Raw genomic sequence first — 17,236 nt, 5'->3', positions numbered from 1 at the left:
GTTTGCGCCCCCCTTTACTTATATTCGTTTAAGGGAATAATGCTCAGCTTATCGTCCGACTGGAGCACCTTGAGCATGGAGCCCAAAGTATCCATCGACGTGATGCACGGCACGTTGAAGCCGACCGCCGTACGCCGCAGCATGAAGCCGCTGCGCGTTTTCTGTTTGCCGCGCGTGGGCGTATTGACGATGAGCGTGAACGCACCGGCCTTGATGAGGCCTAAGACCTTCTCGTTGGGAACGAGCTCCACATCGAACCCATGTTCTAAGAAATACTGGTGCGTGCCCGGTGTGGCGCACAGCGTAAAGCCGCATTCCTTCATCTGTTTGGCAACGCCCAGCGCTTCTTCCTTGTCGCGGTTTGCGACGCTTATGAGGATTTTTCCTTCCTTGTCGGGGATCGTGCTGCCCGAGGCGAGGAACGCTTTTTTGAGCGCTTTTAAGAACGTGCGGTCTGTGCCCATGACTTCGCCCGTGGACTTCATTTCAGGCCCGAGGAAGGTGTCTACCGTCGCTAATTTCTGGAAGGAGAACACCGGCGCTTTGACTGTGACGAGTTTGGATTCCTTGTGCAGACCCGTCGCGTAGCCCATATCCTTTAAGCTTTCGCCCAGCATGACGTGCGTCGCCAGCTTTACCATGTTGACGCCCGTGACCTTGGAAAGGATGGGCACCGTGCGGCTGGCGCGCGGGTTGACCTCGATGACGTACACGTTTTCCTTTTCGTCCATGACGAACTGGATGTTGAACAGCCCTTTGATATTGAGGGCGCGCCCCAGGGCGATGCCGTAGTCCGCAACCTTTTGCTTGGCCTCTTTTGAGATGGTCTGCGTCGGGTATACGGCGAAGCTGTCGCCCGAATGTACGCCCGCGCGCTCGAGGTGCTCCATGATCCCGACCACGAGCACGTCCGTGCCGTCGCACACCGCGTCCAGCTCGATCTCCTTGCCGACCACGTATTTATCGATGAGCACCGGCTTGTCCGGCGACACTTCCGCCGCCATCGTCATGTATTCCGTGAGCTCCGCGTCGTTGTATACGATCTCCATCGCGCGCCCGCCCAGCACATAAGACGGTCGTACGAGCACGGGGTAGCCGATGTCCGCAGCCGCCTCGAGCGCGTGCTCTAAGGAAAACGTCGTATCTCCTTTGGGCAGCGGGATATTCAGTTCCTCGAGGACATGCAGGAACTTGTCGCGGTCTTCCGCGCGGTCGATGTCCTCGACGGACGTGCCCAGCACGCGCTTGCCCGTGTTGCAGATGGGTTCCGCCAGATTGATTGCCGTCTGGCCGCCGAACTGCACGATCACGCCCTCCGGCTTTTCCTTATCGATAATATCCAGCACGCACTCCTTTGTCAGGGGCTCGAAATACAGCTTGTCCGACGTATCGAAGTCGGTGGACACCGTTTCCGGGTTGGAATTGATGATGATGGACTCGTAACCCATTTCCTTTAGGGTATTGACCGAATGCACCGAACAGTAGTCGAACTCGATGCCCTGGCCGATGCGGATGGGGCCGGAGCCTAAGACGATGACTTTCTTTTTGTCCGTGCGCTCCACCTCGTCCTCGTTATCGTAGGTGGAGTAATAATACGGCGTGACCGCCTTGAATTCGCCCGCGCACGTATCGACCTTTTTGAAGGACGGATGGATGCCCAGCGCGCCGCGCATGAACGTGATCTGGGATTCGTGCGCGCCGATACAGTCCGCGATGTAGCCGTCGCCGAAGCCCACCTTTTTGCACCTGCGTAAAACGTGCTCCGGCAGGTCTTCGATGGTGTAGCTCCTGAGCCGCTTGGAAAGGTCTACGATGTTTTTCAGCTTATTGATGAAGAACTTGTCGATCTTCGTCACCTCGTGCAGCTTATCGACCGTATAGCCGCGCTCCAGCGCCTTTGACAGCACGAAGATACGCTCGTCGTCCGCGTTCTTGAGCGAATCGTCCAGCTCCTTTAATGTCCAGTCGTCGATGTTTTTCATGCCGAGGTTGTAATTTAATTTCACGTCGAGGCAGTCGATCGCTTTTAAGAGCGATTCTTCGATGTTGCGGCCGATGGCCATGACCTCGCCCGTGGCCTTCATCTGCGTTCCCAAAAGCCTGTCCGCGCCTGTGAACTTGTCGAAAGGCCAGCGCGGCACTTTGGTGACCACGTAGTCGAGGGCAGGCTCGAAGCAGGCGTACGTTTTGCCGGTGACGTTGTTTTTGATTTCGTCCAGGTTGTAGCCGACGGCGATCTTGGCCGCGACGCGCGCGATGGGGTAGCCCGTGGCCTTACTGGCAAGCGCGGACGAACGCGATACGCGCGGGTTGACCTCGATGACCACGTAATCGTAAGAATCCGGGTCGAGCGCGTACTGGATGTTGCAGCCGCCGCGGATATCGAGGGCGCGGATGATTTTGAGCGCCGAGGTGCGCAGCATCTGGTATTCGCGGTCGGTAAGCGTCTGGGAGGGCGCGACGACGATGCTGTCGCCCGTGTGGATGCCCACCGGGTCGATGTTTTCCATATTACATACGATGATGCAATTGTCCGCATTGTCGCGGATGACCTCGTATTCGATCTCCTTCCAGCCCGCGACGCTCTGCTCTAAGAGCACCTGGTGGATGAGGCTCATTTTCAGGCCGCGCGCGGTGATGTCCATCAGCTCGTCCATATTGTGCGCAACGCCGCCGCCCGTGCCGCCTAAGGTATAGGCCGGGCGTACGATCAGCGGGAAGGGGCATTCGTGGCTGAACGCTTCCGCTTCCTCAAGCGAGGTGACGATGGTCGAATGCGTCGTCTTTTGGCCGTTTTTGACCATCAGGTCTTTGAACAGCTCGCGGTCTTCGGCAAGCTTGATGGACGTAAGCTGCGTCCCCAACAAGCGGATGCCCAACTTGGGCAGGATGCCGCTCTGGTCTAATTCGATCGCCATGTTAAGGCCGGTCTGGCCGCCCAGCGTAGCGATGATGCCCTGCGGTTTTTCTTTCTTTAGGATGCGGATGACGGTATCGAGCGTGATCGGCTCGATATACACCTTGTCCGCCATATTAAGGTCTGTCATGATGGTGGCGGGGTTGGAATTGATGAGCACGACCTCGTAGCCTTCCTCTTTTAAGGCTTTGCAGGCCTGCGTGCCGCTGTAGTCGAACTCCGCGGCCTGCCCGATGATGATGGGGCCGGAGCCAATGACGAGGATTTTCTCAATATCGGTTAGTTTTGGCATTTCATACATACTCCTTACTTGTGGCGCCCGCGTAGCAATCGGGCGCGTATAAACTTTTTATAAAAAACAGGCAACGGATTGCCTGTTTCAGGTCACTTTAATGCGGCGGTGAGAGCGCCTATCAAATTGTCCACATCCGCTTTTTCAATGACAAATGGGGGAACGAAACGCAGCGTGTTGCCGCCCGCCGTGCCGATGACAAACCCCTCTTTTAAAAGCTTTAGCTGTATGTCGTGCGCGCGATACGCTTCGCTTAATTGCGCGCCCAGCATGAGGCCGAAGCCGCGCACATCCAAAATGGATTGCGGGAGCCGCCGCATGAGGGCGGCAAGCTTTCCTTTAAAATAGGAACCCGTTTGCGTGATCTGCGCAAGCAGCGCATCGTCTATTTTCGCTGTTACATAAAGACCGGCCGCGCACGCGAGCGGGTTGCCGCCGAACGTGGAGCCGTGGTCGCCGGAGCCAAACGCTGCCGCCAGCTTCTCGCTGGCAAGGCACGCGCCGATGGGCACGCCGTTTCCGAGCGCCTTTGCAAGCGTGGTGATGTCCGCCTTGATCCCGTAATGCTCCTGCGCCAAAAGCTTGCCCGTGCGCCCCATGCCCGTTTGTACCTCGTCGATGATGAGGGGAACGCCGTGCTCGTCGCACAAGGCGCGCACAGCCGCAACAAATGCCTGGTCTAAGGGGAACACGCCGCTTTCGCCCTGTATTACTTCCAGTATTACACCGCAAATATCCCCTGATATAGCGGCTTTCGCGGCCTTAACATCGTTTGCGGCGATATAAGTAAAATCATAGGGCATCGGGCGGAAGGGCGCGTGGAATTTTTCCTGCCCGGTCGCCGCCAATGTGGCGAGCGTCCGTCCGTGAAAGCTCTGCTTTAGGGCCACGAAGCGGTCTGACGCGCTTCCTTTGTGATAGGTGTATTTTTTGGCGAGCTTTAAGGCGCATTCGTTTGCCTCCGCGCCGCTGTTGCCGAAAAACACCCGCGCGTAGCCCGTTTTTTCGCACAGCATTTGCGCGAGGCGGGCCTGCGGTTCGTTGTAAAAATAATTGCACGTATGGATCAGCGTATCTATCTGCGCTTTTAAAGCGTTTTTGAAACCCTCGTCCGAATAGCCGAGGCAGTTTACAGCGATACCGGCGAGAAAATCCAAATATTCGCTGCCGTTTTCATCATAGAGCTTCGCGCCTTTGCCGTGCGTGAATACGGCGGGCATACGCTCGCCGAACACTTCCATATAATACTTACTGTCCAGTTGTTTTAATTCTTCGTAGTCCATGGTTCTCCTAACATATAGCGCTCACTTCGTTCGCTTCGCGGGCAGGGATTCTGCAATCCCTCCCGCGTGCCCTCCCTGCTAGAGGTTGTTTTGCCACGGCTCCCGCCTCGCAAAACCGGTTTATTTCTGACGATCATAAGTAGCAAGCGCGTCACCATTATTCGCTTGTTATGTGCGCGCTCGATCCGGCGGGAACGTATGCTTGAAGGGAGCAAAGCGCGCGGCCTTGGAATACAAGCGTTACCCGGTTACCATCGTGCCGATACCGGAATCGGTAAAGATTTCCAGGATGATCGGGTGGGGGATCGTGCCGTTTAAGATATGCGCGCGCTTGACGCCGTGGTCTATGGCGCTTAGGCAGCCGCTTACCTTGGGCAGCATGCCGCCCGTGATTTTTCCGTCCTCGATCATATTCAGTATATCCGTTTTGGACGCTACATACAAGAGCGATTCGGGATCATTTTCGTTGGTGCGGATGCCGTCCGTATCCGTCAGGAAGATCAGTTTCTCCGCCTCCAGCGCCGTCGCGATCTCGCCTGCGACCGTATCGGCGTTGATGTTGTAGCTTTCGCCGGCGTCGCCCGTCGCAACAGGCGCGATGACAGGGATATACTGGTCGTGCGCAAGCGTTTTTAAAAGCGTCGTATTGATGGAGGTGATCTTGCCTACGTTGCCGAGGTCGATACCGTTTTTCGGCGGCGCCTTGACCGCCTTTAAGATGTTGCCGTCGATGCCGCAAAGGCCGATGGCGGACGCGCCCATGCCGTTCAGCTTGGCGACGATCTCCTTGTTGATTTTGCCTGTCAGCACCATCTGCACGACCTGCATCGTCTGATCGTCCGTGACGCGCAGGCCGTCGATGAATTTCGGTTCGATCTTCAAAGCTTTCAGCATGTTGTTGATGTCAGGGCCGCCGCCGTGCACCAAAATCGGGTTCATGCCCACGAATTTTAAAAGGGTGACGTCCTCAAGTATTTTCTGCGTGAGGTCTTCGTTTAGCATGGCCGCGCCGCCGTACTTGATGACGATCGTTTTGCCGAACAGGCGCTGGATGTAGGGCAGCGCTTCCACGAGCATGTTGGCCCGGTTTAAATATTGTTCCATTTTCATATCTTCCATTTTGTTCTCCTTATTAACAATGCTGAATCTATGAGTCTGCGCGCGTCGCCCGCTCGCGGTATGGATTGAGCGTACGTTCCCGCCGCGGCTGCGGATCGATTGATCCGGCGGAGTCGCGCCGGCGTTTGCAAGAGAGAGTTTTTGCAACGCAAAACCCGAGCGGTTTGCAAATGGCCGCGACGATCGGCGGTAATCAAACGATTGTTTCCGACGTCTTTGCAAGCGCAGCGCGCAGACTCGGAATACAAATGCCCGCCCACGGCTGTGGTAAGCTTTGCACCGTAAGGCGATATGGAGCGGCGAAGGCGGCAGGGGGAAACCTATAAGTACCAGGCCACTTGCGGCAGGCCGGTCGCCTCGGCAAGGCCGTTCATGATGTTGAAATTCTGGATCGCCTGCCCTGCCGCGCCCTTTATGAGGTTATCCGTGCACGACACGACGACGATGCGGCCCGTGCGGGGCGAAAATTCGTAGCCGATCATGCAGTTGTTGGAGCCGACCACATATTTCAGTTCCGGCAGCTTGCCCTGCGGCAGTACGTGCGTAAAGGGTTTGTCGCCGTAGGCGTCCGTATAAGCCTGCGCGACGGACGCTTCGTCCGCGCCATGCGAAAGCTCCGCGTAAATGGTGGCGAGGATGCCGCGCTTTACGGGCAGCAGGTGGGGCGTGAACAGCAGCTTGATCCCGCTTCCCGAAAGCTTTGAGAGTTGTTCCTCGATCTCTGACGTATGGCGGTGGTTCACCGCCGAATAGGCCTTGAAGTTGCCCGCCGTTTCGCAATAGGAAAAGGCGAGGGATTCTTTCCTGCCCGCGCCCGTCACGCCGGATTTTGCGTCGATGACGATCCCTTCCTTTTTAATGAGCCCGTTTTTCAGAAGCGGCGCCAGCGCCAGGATGCTTGTCGTCGTATAACAGCCCGGGTTTGCGGTGAAGGCAGTCTTTTCAATTTCCTTCTTATAGTATTCGGGCAGGCCGTAGACAGCCTGCGCGTTTTCTTTTTTGGCCGTGTGGGGCAGGGAATACCATTTCTCGTAGACGTCCGTATCGTCGTAGCGGAAATCGCCGGATAAGTCGATCACTTTTAGCCCCGCCGCCAAAAGGGCGGGCGCGGCGGCAAGCGACTGGCCGTGCGGCAAGCATAAAAATGCATAATCCGAATGGGAAGCGACCGCCTCGATATCGAGGCCCGTTAGGGCGAGCGTTTTTGCGGGAATGAAGTTTGCGTATATCTCGTCCAGCGTTTTGCCCGCGAAGTTTTTGGATACCGCTACCGTTATGTTGGCGTGGGGATGCTGCGCGAGCAGGCGGATGAGCTCTGCGCCCACATATCCTGTTGCGCCGATGATGCTTACGTTTATCATGGTTTTCATGCTCCTTGTGTTTGATTCTACATAATTATACATTGCAATGAATAATTATGCAATAAGAATTTTTAGGGAGAGGAAAAGTTTTTTGGCAAGCGATACGGGATTGTGTTCTTTTCCGGCATATGGTATCATAACAATAAATCATCAAAGCATTTATGGTGCCGGGAAACCGGATAATAGGGAAAGCGTATGCCGCTGCAGCCCACCGCTGCCGTGTGACGGAGCGCTTGCGCAGGTCAGCCACTGGTGAAAACCGGGAAGGCGCGCAAGCTGCGATGAAGTCAAGCCGGAAGACCTGCCATGAATCGGGAAGTTTTTTTCTTCGGCGGGAAGAACAAAAGCGCGTAATGCCTTTTTGCATCAGCCGAAAAGGCGTTTTTTTATGCAATCAAACGCCCGTGCGTGACGCCAATGTGCTTGATGATAACAATAGAAAGGAAGTTTGTATATGAACAAGAAAATCATCTCATTATTGGTATGCGTGCTGCTTATGGCCGCTGTATTCGTGGGGTGCGCCCCGCTTGAGGCCGCGCCGTCCGTAAGTGTGGAGGCAACGCAGGAAGCGCCCCCTGCGCCGTCCGCGTCGGCGGAGCAGGGGGCACAGAGCGCACCCGCGGCGGCGGGCGTCAGCGTAACGGACATGGCGGGCAACGAAGTGACCGTTGCAAAGGCGGACAAGATCGTTTCCTTAACGCCTGCGGGTACGGAGATCGTGTGCGCGCTGGGCGCGTCCAAACAATTGGCGGGCATCGACGCTTATTCCAATTACCCGGAGATCACGCAGAGCATTGAGGTCGTAGGGGACTTCAATGGCCCGGATGTGGAAAAGGTCGCGGCATTGGAGCCGGACGTCGTGCTGGCGGGAACGGGCTTGCAGGAAGGCGCGATAGGCAAGCTAAACGAGCTGGGCATCACGGTGGTGGTCGTGGAAGCGACTGCCTTTGAGGATATTGCAAAGTCCATCGAGCTGGTGGGCGAAATCGTGGGGGCGCAGGATGTGGCGGCGCAGCTGGTTTCTGACATCGACACGGCGGTGAAAGACGCACAGGACAATAAGCCGGCGGAGGAAAAGACGGTTTATTACGCGATGAGCTATGGCGATATGGGCAACTGGACGAGCGGCCCCGGCAGCTTTATCAACACGATGATCGAGCTCGCCGGCGGCAAGTGCATCACGGAAGGCCAGGGCGCGCCGTGGATCGAATATTCGCTGGAGGAGCTCGCTGCGGCAGACCCGGACATCATCCTTTTGGACAGCAGCATGGGCAGCACGGAGGATCTTGGGCAGGTCGCAGGCTATAAAGACCTGACCGCCGTCAAAAACGGCAATGTGTACGCGATCGACGCGGACGTATTCACGCGTCCCGGCCCGCGCATCGGCGAAGCTGTCCGTGAGATCAGCGGGATCTTGAACAAGTAACGGGGGATACCGATGGTCAAAAAGCCTGTAAAATTCCAGGTGATCTTACTGGCGCTCATCTTAGGCGGCATTGCCGCCTTTGTGTGCGCCTTTTTTGTGGGGAGCTCGGGCTTCTCGTTTGCGGAGTTTGTGAAAGTCCTCGACGGCACGGCCCCGGACGCGGTGTACAACATCTTTATGAATATTCGCCTGCCGCGCGCAATCGGCGCCTTTTTGGTGGGTGCGGCGCTCGCGGTTTCGGGCTGCTGTTTGCAGGGGGTGTTCAAAAACCCGATGGCGGATTCCTTTGTACTGGGCGTTTCCTCCGGCGCGGCGTTGGGGGCGACAATCGCCATGACTTTCCTTTCGGCGGCGACGGTGTTCGGCACGGGAACGATCGCCGTATGTAGCTTTGCGGGCGCGCTTATCGCTGTGTTTGTGGTGTACAACATTTCGCGCATACGCGGCAAGGTATCCACCTTTTCGCTGCTGTTGTCCGGTTTTTCCATGAGCGCCTTGTTTTCGGCCGTCATTTACCTGATCATGCTCTTAAACCGCGATAAGATGGAAAGCGTCGTCATGTGGAACATGGGCAGCTTGGCAAGCATGTCGTGGGAAAAGATCACCATCGCGCTGCCGGCGATCCTCGTGTGCTCTACACTGCTGATGTTTTACGCAAAGCCTTTGAACATCATGCTCAACGGGGACGAGGTTTCTCGCAGCCTGGGCGTGGATACGCATAAAACGCGCCGGAACATGCTCGTTTTAACGTCGCTGCTGTCCGCGGTCGCGGTTTCGGTAAGCGGAATTATCGGATTTGTGGGCCTGATGGTACCGCACCTTTTGCGCATGGTGTGCGGGCCGGACAATAAAAAACTCCTGCCGCTCTGTTTTGTGGGCGGGGGCGCGTATTTGCTCGTGTGCGACATCATCGCGCGCATTATACTTTCCGGGCAGGAAATGCCGGTGGGCATCGTGACGTCCATACTGGGCGTGCCGTTCTTTGTTTTTTTGCTGCGGCGCGGCAGGAGGGGGGTATAGGCAATGGGGATCGAGATCAAAAACGTGGAGCTTGCCATAGAAGATACGCCCATCCTGCACGATATTTCCCTGGCGCTTCAAAGCGGCATGGTGGGCGTGCTGGGGCCGAACGGCGCGGGAAAAACGACGCTGCTGCGCGTTATTTCCGGCTACTTAAAGCCGCAGCGGGGAACGGTTTTACTGGACGGTGTGGACACGTGTTCGATGGGCGCGAAAGCGCTTGCCAAAAAGATGGCGCTCGTGCCGCAGAATTACGCGCTGGAATACGATTTTACCGTGCTGGAAACCGTGCTGATGGGGCGAAACCCGCACAAGAAAACCTTTGAAAGCGACACGCCGGAGGATATTGCCCTTGCGCGCGAGTGCATCGCCAAGACGGGCATCGCGCACCTTGAAAACCGCTCGGTCATGGGGCTTTCGGGCGGGGAGTGGCAGCGCATGATCATTGCGCGCGCGCTGTGCCAGGAGTCGAGCATCCTGCTTTTGGACGAGCCGGTCGCAAGCCTCGATATCAAGCACCAGGTGGGCATCCTTTCGCTTGTGCGCTCGCTTGTGAAAAGCAGGGGGATGCTGTGCGCGATCGTGCTGCACGACCTAAACCTTGCGCGGCACTATTGCGACGAGATCGTGCTGTTAGAAGGCGGGCGCGTATCGGCGTACGGCGCGGCGGGAGACGTACTCACAAAAGAGGCGCTGGAGGCTGTTTACGATACGAAGCTCAACATGATCGAAACCGCGGACGGGGAAACGTATATCCTGCCGCAGATGGAGTAGGGCGGACGGCACAGGTTCCTTTTGGAAGCAAACAGCGCATCGCGGCTGCGGACCGATTGATCCGACGGAGTCGCGCCGGCGTTTGCAAGAGCGAGTTTTTGCAAAGCAAAACCCGAGCGGCTTGCAAATGGCCGCGACGAGCGGCGGGAACGTATGCCTGTAAGGAGTAAAGCGGCGACGAGCGACGGAATAACGGGGCCCCCGCGGAACTCGAACGGAGCGAAGCGCAGTGAGTTTCGTGGGGCAAGAGGAGCGAGCGCCCGAGGAGCGGAGAACGCCCGACAGGGCGGCTCGGAACGAAAAGGGCGACGAGCGACGAGCCCTTGCATCTCGCGCGGCACAATGATAAAATAATATGGTTACGATATTTTATTCAAAGGAGCTTTGCAATGGGAAAACAAAACGATGGGTTCGTTGAGCATATCACGCCGCAAAACGAGGATTTTTCGCGCTGGTATACGGACGTGATCAAGATGGCGGATATGGTGGATTATTCCGAGGTCAAGGGCTGCATGGTCATCAAGCAGTACGGCTACGGGATCTGGGAGCTGATGCAGCAGCAGATGGACGAGCGCTTCAAGGCGACCGGACACAAAAACGCGTACTTCCCATTGCTCATTCCAAAGCATTTACTGGAAAAGGAAGCGGAGCACGTCGAGGGGTTCGCGCCGGAGGTGGCGTGGGTCACCAAGGGCGGCATGGAAGAATTGGCGGAGCCGCTGTGCATCCGCCCGACGTCTGAGACGATCATCTGCTCGATGTATTCCAAATGGGTGCAGAGCTACCGCGACCTGCCGGTGCTTTTAAACCAGTGGTGCAACGTGCTGCGCTGGGAAAAGAGCACGCGCCCGTTTTTGCGCACGTCTGAATTTTTGTGGCAGGAGGGGCACACCGTACATGCCACGCAGGAGGAAGCGGAAGCGGAGACGGAAAGGATGCTCGGCGTATACCGCGAGTTCATGGAAAACGTGCTGGCAATCCCGGTGATCGCGGGGCGCAAAAGCGAAAAGGAAAAGTTTGCGGGCGCAGACCATACGTACACCGTGGAAGCGATGATGCTCGACGGCAAGGCGCTTCAGATGGGCACGTCGCATAATTTGGGACAGAATTTTGCCAAAGGGTTCGACATCCAGTTTTTGGATAAGGACGGGCAATTGAAATACGCATGGCAAACCTCGTGGGGAACGTCCACGCGCATGATCGGCGGGCTGATCATGGTGCACGGCGACGAGCGCGGGTTGAAATTACCGCCGCGCGTTGCGCCCATCCAGTGCGTGATCGTGCCTGTTGCGGCGCACAAGGAAGGCGTGATGGAAAAGGCGGAGGAGCTGGCGGCGCGGCTCAAGGAGGCGGGCATCCGCACAGAGCTTGACGACCGCGACCAGAGCCCGGGCTGGAAGTTTAACGAATGGGAACTGAAGGGCGTGCCCGTGCGTCTCGAGATCGGGCCGCGGGATTTGGAAGCGGGACAGTGCATGCTCGCGCGCAGGGACACGTACGAAAAAGAGGCGTATCCGCTTGAGGGCATTGCATTGACGGTGGAGGAGCTGCTTCAAAAGATACAGGTCAATATGCTGGAGACGGCGCGCAAGTACCGCGAGGAACATACGTTCGACGCGCATAATTGGGAAGAGTTCATCGAAGGCGTGGAAACGGGACACGGTTTTGTACGCGCGATGTGGTGCGGGCAGACGGAGTGCGAGGAGGCCATCAAGGAAAAGACGGGCATCACCACGCGCTGTATGCCGTTCGACGGGCAAAAAAACTTAGGCGACGTATGCGTCCACTGCGGCAAGCCCGCAAAGCAGATGATGTATTTCGCGAAATCCTATTGAGGAGGCTGTTATGGCGGAGGTTCGGTACTTTTCTAAATCGGGCAATACGAAGGTGATCGCCGAGGCGGTCGCGGTAGCGGCGGGTACGGAGGCAAAGGATATCAGCGTGCCCGTTGAAGCAGGGGCAGGCGTCCTCTTTTTGGGCGGCGCGGTCTATGCGTTCCACATCGCGGGCAAGTTGAAGAAGTTTATTAAGACGCTTCCGCCGCAGCTGAGCGGAAAGGTCGCAGTGTTCAGCACGGCCGGAAACCCGGGCGGCGCTTCGCACCTGATCAAAAAACAGCTTGTGAAACGCGGGATTACGCCTATCGAGCGGGAGTTCCACTGCGTAGGCGAAAAGGTGAAGGACGAGGCGATGCAAAAACAGGCGGCGGACTTTGCGCGGGAGATAGTGGGGCAATAGGCAGGCGAAGGAACGCCGTTGTGTCCGAAAAAGTCCGGCAGATGTCCGCCAAAGTCCGGGTCGGGCGTGGTATGATGGGATCGTAAAAAAATATGGGAAGGAGCACAGGGATGTGCTTCTTTTTTTATGGAAAGGAAAAGGAAAAAATGGGAAAAGAACAGCACAGCGAGCGGGATGCACGGATACGCAGGCAGGAAGAGGAGCGGGCGCGGCAGAAGCGCGAGGCGGAGCGGCGCAGGAAAGAAGAGGAACGCCGGAGAAAAGAAGAGGAAGAACGTAAACGGCAGGAAGAAGAGGAACGTAAGCGCAGGCAGCAAGAAGCGGAGGAGCGGGCAAAGCAGGCGGCGCTGGAAGCAGCGCAATCCGGGTGGCAGCCGCCGCAGGGGGAGGACAAAAAGGCGTCGACGCAGGCTGCACAGTTTGGGTGGCAGCCGCCGCAGGGGGACGACAAAAAGGCGTCGACGCAGGCTGCGCAATTTGGGTGGCAGCCGCCGCAGGGGGACGACAAAAAGGCGTCGACGGAGGCAGCACAGTTTGGGTGGCAGCCGCCGCAGATGCAAAAGCAGGAAGGGGAGAAGGAAGGCGCGCCACAGGCGCAGGGCAAGCCATACGCGCGGACGCTGATGGACAATGTGCTGGCGCACGAGGGAGATACGGGCGACCCGTTTTTGATGGAACTGAACCGTGACAGCTGGGAGCAGGAATACAGGGAAGGCAGGATAAAGGCGTTCAAGGAGGCCGTGGGGCAGTTGGCGGGGCAGCTGATGTCGGGCGAGGTAAAACCGGCGGAAGGGACAGGCAAGCAGGGAAACTGGACGGATGGAGACCTGTCGGATCCGTTTTTGCAGGGGCTGTTTGGGGAGGAAGAACTGAAAAACGAGTTTGTGCAAGGGCAGATGGAACAGTTTATGCCCGCGCTGGAGAGGCGGATCGCGCAGCTGCGGGGCAAGGTGAGCGGGCAGACGGAGGAGGAGCCGCAGCAAAAAGATACGGCGTATGGAACGAATATGGTGTATACTATGGATAAAGACGGCAAAACGGCGTCGACGGAGGCAGCGCAATCCGGGTGGCAGCCGCCGCAAGGGAACGACAAAACGGCGTCGACGCAGGCTGCACAGTTTGGGTGGCAGCCGCCACAGGGGAATGACAAAACGGCGTCGACGGAGACCGCGCAATTTGGGTGGCAACCGCCGCAGGGGAACGACAAAACGGCGTCGCTGGAGGGAGCGCAGTCCGGGTGGCAGCCGCCGCAGGGGAACGACAAAAAAGCGTCGACGCAGGCCGCGCAGTTCGGGTGGCAGCCGCCGCAAGAGCCGAAAAATTCAAACGAAATAGACTGGACACAGGAATATGACGCGCAGCCGCAGGCAGAGCCGCCACAGCCGCCTCCGCCGCAGCCAAAGCCTGAAGGGACGATTTCCAACGAAGCGAATAATAAGACGCAATATACGGATTGGGAAAAATTGCTTAACGATCCGGTCAGCAAAATACTTGCGCCGGTGATCAGTAAGATAGAATCAACATTACAAGGCGCATTGGGAAAAGGCGTTAAGCCTGACGGAACCCCCATTTACAAATACCCGGACTGGACTGATGAAGATATCCGTACATGGTATGAGTCGGCGGGAAGCGTGAATGAGAAGCTGGAAGAAATCAGTTCGCAGATCAGCGGCGTGAAAGACAACCCGGATATCGAAGGGATCGGCGAAGCCGTCTATCTGAGCGAAGATGATGCGGCAAAGGCGTTTGCGGAGATCGCCAAGAACAAGCCGGATTGGGATACAAACGAATATGCGGCGATGATGGTGACGGTAAAAATGCCGCAGACCGACCCGACGGGCAGGATGTATGTGGCGGAACGGACGCTGCTGCTGCCTGTAACGGAAGGGGGAAAGAGCAACGTGATCATGCCTGTGATGGAACAATACCTCAAATTTGCGGGCGTGGTAACATCCGAAGCGGGAATACCTGTTACCGGCGTTTCGTTCATCCACAGCCATCCGGCTCACGGGGGAGGGATTGTGGACGAATTTTCCAATGGGGACAGGATCGTAGGGATGCTGCCGGGTGTTGCGAACATGTACCGTGTGAATGGTGACAGCGGACAGATTTGGCGGTACAACGAATGGGAAGAGCAGATGTACGGAGGGGATTATTGGGATATTAATAAGACCAAAGATTCTGGCGGCTATTTGTACAATAAGACATACAACGGGATCAAAATCAATTAAAGGAGAACACGGATGAAAGAGAAAACGCGCAAGGGGCTTATCATAGCGGGATCGGTCATAGGGGGGATCGCGGCGGCGATCGCTGTGCTGGTGGTGTTGAGCGGCATGGGCGTGATCGAATTTTTGCGTCCGAACCTGATTTTTGATACCTATAAGGGAAAGCCGGTCTACCGGGAATTGGGCGCCGAGGAGGACAGCAGATGGGCGGACATCGTGATCGACGGGGAACTGTATACGCACCGGAACCAAACGCCGTGGCGGGCAAAGGCGGTGGGGGAAGTGATCGGGTATGGCAACTATATGGGGGGCGCGACGCTGCGTGCCTTAAGGGACGACCCGAACAGGGATTATTTGCAGTTGGATACGCAGTGGGGGACAGGAATATACAGCGAGCTTTACCGCCGCGCTTCGATCGACCCGCCGCCGGTAGACGAGCAAACGGTGGATGAGATCAGATTTTATAAAGACGAAGCGGATTATCATGATAGATATAAGGAAAAGTCTGAAATGGAATTTCTGAATTCGACGCGCGACAAAGCAGAGATCAAGCAATTGATTGATGAAATGATCAGGCGTGATGACGAAACTATCGATATAGGGGTGACCGAAAGGTACCTCGGAGTATTGCAATTTTTAAGTGATGAGTATCCGATGCTGGAGTGTTCATTTGTTGTGGTGTCGCTTAGAGAAGGTGGATATAGACTGTTTTCCGCGGTTAGTGACGATGGGGTGGTTTTTACCAAAAATAATGGAGGTATGGTTACAATATCTCCGGAAGCCATCGAGCCGCTGCTCGGGCGGCAGGAGTAAACAGCGATGAAAGAGAAAACGCGCAAGGGGCTTATCATAGCGGGATCGGTCATAGGGGGGATCGCGGCGGCGATCGCTGTGCTGGTGGTGTTGAGCGGCATGGGCGTGATCGAATTTTTGCGTCCGAACCTGATTTTTGATACCTATAAGGGAAAGCCGGTCTACCGGGAATTGGGCGCCGAGGAGGACAGCAGATGGGCGGACATCGTGATCGACGGGGAACTGTATACGCACCGGAACCAAACGCCGTGGCGGGCAAAGGCGGGGGGGGAAGGGATCGGGGATGGCAACTATATGGGGGGCGCGACGCTGCGGGCCTTAAGGGACGACCCGAACAGGGATTATTTGCAGTTGGATACGCAGGGGGGGACAGGAATATACAGCGAGCTTTACCGCCGCGCTTCGATCGACCCGCCGCCGGTAGACGAGCAAACGGTGGATGAGATCAGATTTTATAAAGACGAAGCGGATTATCATGATAGATATAAGGAAAAGTCTGAAATGGAATTTCTGAATTCGACGCGCGACAAAGCAGAGATCAAGCAATTGATTGATGAAATGATCAGGCGTGATGACGAAACTATCGATATAGGGGTGACCGAAAGGTACCTCGGAGTATTGCAATTTTTAAGTGATGAGTATCCGATGCTGGAGTGTTCATTTGTTGTGGTGTCGCTTAGAGAAGGTGGATATAGACTGTTTTCCGCGGTTAGTGACGATGGGGTGGTTTTTACCAAAAATAATGGAGGTATGGTTACAATATCTCCGGAAGCCATCGAGCCGCTGCTCGGGCGGCAGGAGTAAACAGCGATGAAAGAGAAAACGCGCAAGGGGCTTATCATAGCGGGATCGGTCATAGGGGGGATCGCGGCGGCGATCGCTGTGCTGGTGGTGTTGAGCGGCATGGGCGTGATCGAATTTTTGCGTCCGAACCTGATCTTTGATACCTATAAGGGAAAGCCGGTCTACCGGGAGCTGGGCGCCGAGGAGGACAGCAGATGGGCGGACATCGTGATCGACGGGGAACTGTATACGCACCGGAACCAAACGCCGTGGCGGGCAAAAGCGGTAGGGGAAGTGATCGGGTATGGCAACTATATGGGGGGCGCGACGCTGCGTTCCTTAAGGGACGACCCAAACAGGGATTATTTGCAGTTGGATACGCAGTGGGGGACAGGGATATACAGCGAGCTTTACCGCCGCGCTTCGATCGACCCGCCGCCGGTAGACGAGCAAACGGTGGATGAGATAAGATTTTATAAAGACGAAGCGGATTATCATGATAGATATAAGGAAAAGTCTGAAATGGAATTTCTGAATTCGACGCGCGACAAAGCAGAGATCAAGCAATTGACTGATGAAATGAAAATGCGGGATGGTGTTGATCCATTAGGCGCGGGACCCAGCGAATATTTGGGAATATTGCAATTTTTAAGTGATGAGTATCCGATGCTGGATTGTACATTTACCGTATGGTACTGTAGCACAAATGAATATGAACTTTCAAATGCGGTTGAAGATAATGGAGCAGGATTTATTAAGAATCCTTATAACATTGTAAGAGTATCACCCGAAATATTGGAGCCGCTGCTCGGGCGGCAGGAGTAAACAGCGATGAAATGCCCGCAAACCAAAGGCAGGCTGGGAAAAATTTCTTCAGCCTGTTTTTTTATGCCTGTTTTTGGGTATGAATGGAATAGTAAATCGGGGTTCTCCGCGAAAGCCCAATGAAATGGGTTTGTGGAGCAAGGGGACGACGAAGGAA

14 protein-coding genes and 1 riboswitch are annotated in these 17,236 nt (G+C 56.1%); of the genes, 10 read left to right on the top strand and 4 right to left on the bottom strand.

The features are described from left to right. Positions 1 to 14 precede the first annotated feature (14 nt). From carB to argB, 3 genes are all read right to left on the bottom strand, one after another. Positions 15 to 3,209, bottom strand: a complete 3,195-nt coding sequence (gene carB / locus BN6471_RS11335) for a carbamoyl-phosphate synthase (glutamine-hydrolyzing) large subunit (protein WP_066649130.1) — start codon at positions 3,207 to 3,209, stop codon at positions 15 to 17. 92 nt (positions 3,210 to 3,301) lie between these two features. Beyond that, complete coding sequence (locus tag BN6471_RS11330) at positions 3,302 to 4,492, bottom strand: aspartate aminotransferase family protein (RefSeq protein WP_066649126.1); 1,191 nt, start codon at positions 4,490 to 4,492, stop codon at positions 3,302 to 3,304. Between the two features lie 240 nt (positions 4,493 to 4,732). Continuing rightward, positions 4,733 to 5,611, bottom strand: coding sequence for an acetylglutamate kinase (gene argB, locus BN6471_RS11325; RefSeq protein WP_147554026.1), 879 nt, complete (start codon positions 5,609 to 5,611; stop codon positions 4,733 to 4,735). Between the two features lie 125 nt (positions 5,612 to 5,736). Here argB and BN6471_RS12960 point away from each other — a divergent pair, with 125 nt between their 5' ends. Then, a complete protein-coding gene (locus BN6471_RS12960; protein ID WP_147554025.1) occupies positions 5,737 to 5,937 on the top strand; it encodes a hypothetical protein in 201 nt (66 codons plus the stop codon). Here the strand turns inward: BN6471_RS12960 and argC are convergent. After that, positions 5,932 to 6,972, bottom strand: a complete 1,041-nt coding sequence (gene argC / locus BN6471_RS11320) for an N-acetyl-gamma-glutamyl-phosphate reductase (protein ID WP_066649123.1) — start codon at positions 6,970 to 6,972, stop codon at positions 5,932 to 5,934. The two genes, BN6471_RS12960 and argC, sit on opposite strands and share 6 nt — an antisense overlap. A gap of 145 nt (positions 6,973 to 7,117) precedes the next feature. Next, positions 7,118 to 7,295, top strand: a riboswitch (cobalamin riboswitch). 131 nt (positions 7,296 to 7,426) lie between these two features. Between argC and BN6471_RS11315 the strand changes: the two genes are divergently transcribed. The 9 genes from BN6471_RS11315 (at position 7,427) to BN6471_RS11275 (ending at position 17,079) form a co-directional block, all read left to right on the top strand. Beyond that, positions 7,427 to 8,398, top strand: coding sequence for an ABC transporter substrate-binding protein (locus tag BN6471_RS11315; RefSeq protein WP_066649120.1), 972 nt, complete (start codon positions 7,427 to 7,429; stop codon positions 8,396 to 8,398). Between the two features lie 12 nt (positions 8,399 to 8,410). Beyond that, positions 8,411 to 9,418 carry a FecCD family ABC transporter permease gene (locus tag BN6471_RS12705; RefSeq protein ID WP_066649114.1) on the top strand — a complete coding sequence of 336 codons (1,008 nt, stop codon included), beginning with the start codon at positions 8,411 to 8,413 and terminating at the stop codon, positions 9,416 to 9,418. Between the two features lie 3 nt (positions 9,419 to 9,421). Next, positions 9,422 to 10,192 carry an ABC transporter ATP-binding protein gene (locus BN6471_RS12700; RefSeq protein ID WP_066649111.1) on the top strand — a complete coding sequence of 257 codons (771 nt, stop codon included), beginning with the start codon at positions 9,422 to 9,424 and terminating at the stop codon, positions 10,190 to 10,192. 389 nt (positions 10,193 to 10,581) lie between these two features. After that, positions 10,582 to 12,027 (top strand): proline--tRNA ligase, encoded by a 1,446-nt coding sequence (proS, locus tag BN6471_RS11300; protein ID WP_066649108.1) that lies wholly within the window; start codon positions 10,582 to 10,584, stop codon positions 12,025 to 12,027. Positions 12,028 to 12,037: 10 nt separating this feature from the next. Further along, positions 12,038 to 12,430, top strand: coding sequence for a flavodoxin family protein (locus BN6471_RS11295; RefSeq protein ID WP_066649103.1), 393 nt, complete (start codon positions 12,038 to 12,040; stop codon positions 12,428 to 12,430). A gap of 146 nt (positions 12,431 to 12,576) precedes the next feature. Continuing rightward, positions 12,577 to 14,661, top strand: coding sequence for a hypothetical protein (locus tag BN6471_RS11290; RefSeq protein WP_147554024.1), 2,085 nt, complete (start codon positions 12,577 to 12,579; stop codon positions 14,659 to 14,661). A 12-nt stretch (positions 14,662 to 14,673) separates the two neighbouring features. Continuing rightward, a complete protein-coding gene (locus BN6471_RS11285) occupies positions 14,674 to 15,471 on the top strand; it encodes a hypothetical protein (protein WP_066649090.1) in 798 nt (265 codons plus the stop codon). A gap of 6 nt (positions 15,472 to 15,477) precedes the next feature. Further along, positions 15,478 to 16,275, top strand: coding sequence for a hypothetical protein (locus BN6471_RS11280; protein WP_066649089.1), 798 nt, complete (start codon positions 15,478 to 15,480; stop codon positions 16,273 to 16,275). Between the two features lie 6 nt (positions 16,276 to 16,281). Next, positions 16,282 to 17,079 (top strand): hypothetical protein, encoded by a 798-nt coding sequence (locus BN6471_RS11275; RefSeq protein WP_066649087.1) that lies wholly within the window; start codon positions 16,282 to 16,284, stop codon positions 17,077 to 17,079. Positions 17,080 to 17,236: the final 157 nt, after the last annotated feature.

The sequence above is a fragment of the Christensenella timonensis genome, assembly GCF_900087015.1.
Lineage (GTDB): Bacteria > Bacillota > Clostridia > Christensenellales > Christensenellaceae > Christensenella > Christensenella timonensis.
This window is presented reverse-complemented; position numbering and strand designations above follow the sequence as displayed.